The 3,356-nt window shown below is 59.5% G+C and carries 2 protein-coding genes; both read right to left on the reverse strand.

Annotated features, from left to right (window positions below; genetic code table 11):
* Positions 1-590: 590 nt before the first annotated feature.
* On the reverse strand, positions 591-2,771 hold the full coding sequence (tdfF, locus tag HMPREF3066_RS03010; RefSeq protein ID WP_070440345.1) for a TonB-dependent iron piracy receptor TdfF: 2,181 nt from the start codon (positions 2,769-2,771) through the stop codon (positions 591-593).
* 109 nt (positions 2,772-2,880) lie between these two features.
* Positions 2,881-3,204 carry a cupin domain-containing protein gene (locus HMPREF3066_RS03015; RefSeq protein WP_070440347.1) on the reverse strand — a complete coding sequence of 108 codons (324 nt, stop codon included), beginning with the start codon at positions 3,202-3,204 and terminating at the stop codon, positions 2,881-2,883.
* Between the last annotated feature and the right edge of the window lie 152 nt (positions 3,205-3,356).

Raw genomic sequence — 3,356 nt, forward strand, 5'->3', positions numbered from 1 at the left:
CCTAACCCTCTCCCACGGGGAGAGGGGACGGGCTGCCGTAGCCTTGCTGTTTGCCGCATAAACTCGGGTGCGGACTGCCATCGGTCTGAATCTTTGATTCAGCCGCTCGATGCGTGTGCCTGCGGTGTTCCAAAAGGTCGTCTGAAAACGGAGCTTCAACGAAGTTAAAAATTGCCTGAACCTTAAAAGCAGCCTGCAACCCAATCCCCTCTCCCCGCGGGAGAGGGCTAGGGAGAGGGCGGCAAACCAAAGGTTTGCTTGGGCGGTATTTCCAACGTGCAGGCTGCTTTTTGCTTCTTTTGCAGCTTCGGTTTTAGCTTCGCAGAAACCTCGCTTCCTTCAGAAGCTCCGTTTTCAGACGACCTTTCCGTTTTCAGCGCACAGGCTTTGTGAAAGCGTTATCGGCTTTGATGCAAGCCTGCGGCTTACTGCCCTCTCCCTAACCCTCTCCCACGGGGAGAGAGGACGGGTTGCAGGCTGCTTTTAAGGTTCAGGCAATTTTTAACTCTTGTTGAAGCTGTACTTTCAGAAGCTGCACTCTAGCTTCGCAGAAACTCGACTTCCTTCGGAAACCTCGTTTTCAGACGACCTTATTTAAACCGATAGGTAAACGCTGCGTTCACTGTCCGCAGTGCGCCGTAACTGTGGCGGTCGGGCTGGGTGCGGTAGTGTTTGTTGAACAGGTTGTCCACGTTCAGCGACAGTTCGGCATGCGGGTTGAAGCGGTAACGCGCCATGATGTCGGCGACGGCGTAGGCTTTTTGGCGGCTGTTGTCGGCGGCGCGGGCTTTGGTGGCGGGATTGGGGATGCGGAGCGTGGCAGGGTCGGTGTGGGTTTCGCTCTGCCAGCGTACACCCGCACCGATGGTCCAGCCGCTGGGGGCTTCGGGGGTGAAGTGGTAGGCGGTGAAGAGTTTGAAGCTGTGTTCGGGCACGCTGTCGGGGTTCAGGCGGCTGCCGTCTTGGTCGCGGGTTTTGCTTTGGCTGTAGCCTGCCTGTATCTGCCATTCGGGCGTGATGCGTCCGCCGACTTCGATTTCCCAGCCGTGGGTTTTGGCTTGGTTGGCGGCGCGGTAGTAGGTGTTGCCGCTCGGGTCGCGTCCTGCTGCGGTGGCGAGGTTGTTTTTACGGGCGCGGTACACGGCGGCGGATGCGTTCAGACGGCCTTCAAGCCATTCGCCTTTGATGCCGGCTTCCAGATTGTTGCCGGTTACGGGTTTCAGGTAGCTGCCGTGTTCGTCTTTTTGCGATTGTGGGACGAACAGGCTGCTGTACGAGCCGTAAAGCGACAGGTTGTCGGTCAGGTCGAACACGATGCCTGTGTAGGGGGTGAAACGGTTGGCGCGGATGGTGGGCGTGCCGCCGGTGTGGCTGTCGTAGCTGCCGCCCGTGCGGTAACGGGTGTATCGTCCGCCCAAAATCAGCGAAAGCTTGTCGGCGGCGCGGAAGCGGGTGGCGAGATAGCCGCCGATTTGCCGCCTGGTGCTGTATTGCGGGATGGTTTGGACAAACGATGATGGCTGCGGATAGGCGCCCGTGCGGGAAAATTCGTAGGCGTTGGGGATGGCGTTGGGGATGATGCTGCGTTCGCCGTATTTGTTGCTGGCGTATTTGTAGCCGTTAATTCCCGCGATTAAATCGTGTTCGCGGCCGAACAGGCGGTATTTGCCGGTCAATGATACGCTGGCGCTGTGGGTGCGCGGGTCGGCGTGCCAATAACCGGGAATCAGGTCGGTGGCGGCGGTGCTGTGGTCGATGGAAAGCACGCCTGCCACGCCGTAGGGCTGGCGGAAGCGGCTGCGGGTGTAGTCGTATTCGGCTTTGAGTTTCCAGTCTTGGTTGAAGCGGTGTTCGATGCCGGCGAACAGGTTGAGCGAGCGGTGGCGGCTGTTCGACCAATTTGTGGCGGGGTTGTCTTTCGGGCCAAAGGCGGTGGCATAACCTTGGCTGTCGTACACGGCGTAGCTGAGCGGCGCGTCGGCGGTTTCTTTCGCCTGCTGGTAGTCCATGCCTGCGTGGACGCGGGTTTGCGGTGCGATGTCGTATTCCAAAATGCCGTAGAGTTCGGCATCGCGGCTGCGTTCGCGCTGCCGCCACGAGTCACCGCGCCCGAAGGTGGAAACCAGGCGACCGCGCAGCGTGCCTTCGGCGTTCAGGCTACCCGATACGTCCGCACCCAACCCGAAATGTTTGCGGTTGCCCGCTTCGGCGCGGACTTCAAACAAGGGATTGCGGGTCGGGCGTTTGCGTACCAGATTGACGGTGGCGGAAGGCTCGCCCGTGCCGTCCAGCAGCCCTGCCACGCCGCGCACGACTTCCACGCGCTCATAAGCGGCGGTGTTGGCATTGCCCGTATCGGCCAGCGCGTCGGCAACGGGGATGCCGTTGATTTGGTAGTTGGCAATGCGGCTGCCGCGTGCGAACAGGTAGTTGTAGCCCGCGCGGTCGGAGCCGTAAATCTGGCGGCTGGTGCCGGTCGCCTGCAACAGTGCGCGGTCGAGCGTTTTGATGTTTTGGTCGCGCATTTGTTGCGATGTGATGACGCTGACGCTTTGCGGGATTTCGCGCAGGGTCATGGGCAGCCCGAGTGGGGTGTGCGTGCCGGAAACGGTGTAGCCGTCGTTGGAACTCGCGGTGCGGTCGGCGGTAACGGTGATGGTCGGCAATTCGGTGCTTTCCTGCGGTTTGGGGTCGTCTGAAACAGAAACATCGGCCTGCGCGTACACGGGCAGCAGGGCGGCAAACAGCAGGGAGTATTTGAAGCGTGTCATGGGATTTCCTTTGTGTGTTGGTGTGCGGTGGGGTTGTGCTTTCGGCATATTGAAGGTGCAGGCTGCTTTTAGCTTCGCAAAAACTCAGCTCCCTTCGGAAACTTCGTTTTCAGGCGGCCTCGGATGGGTCGGGCAACTCAATCAGCACCACCGAGCAGCCGTTTTCCGAACGCGGGCGATGCGACAACGACTTCGGCACGACCGCCATCTCGCCTTCGCGTATCGTCATGCTGCCGCCGTCAGCAAAGTCCACCGCCATATCGCCCTCCACGGCAAACAGCACTTTGTCGCTGTATCCGTGCGTATGCCAGCCGTAATCGCCCAAAAGTTTGACCAGGCGGAATTGGAACCCGTGGCGGTTGATGATTTCGGGCTGCCAGTATTCTTTGATGGCGGCAAGGTGCTGTTTCAGGTTGATGGTTTCGTTTTGCATGGGGTTCTCCTATGGGTTGGGTGGTTTACGATGTGGTTTGTCGTTTTGGTTTCGTTGCAGGCTGCTTTCAGTGGGCGGGGTTGTAACGGAAGCGTTATCGGCTTTGATGCAAACCTGCGACTTACTGCCCTCTCCCTAACCCTCTCCCACGG

The sequence above is a fragment of the Neisseria sp. HMSC03D10 genome (assembly GCF_001807625.1).
Lineage (GTDB): Bacteria > Pseudomonadota > Gammaproteobacteria > Burkholderiales > Neisseriaceae > Neisseria > Neisseria mucosa.

What these genes read in the sequence shown, in the direction of transcription:
- tdfF (WP_070440345.1), bottom strand. Translation starts at nt 2,771, where the DNA reads ATGACACGCTTCAAATACTCCCTGCTGTTTGCCGCCCTGCTGCCCGTG.
- HMPREF3066_RS03015 (WP_070440347.1), bottom strand. Translation starts at nt 3,204, where the DNA reads ATGCAAAACGAAACCATCAACCTGAAACAGCACCTTGCCGCCATCAAA.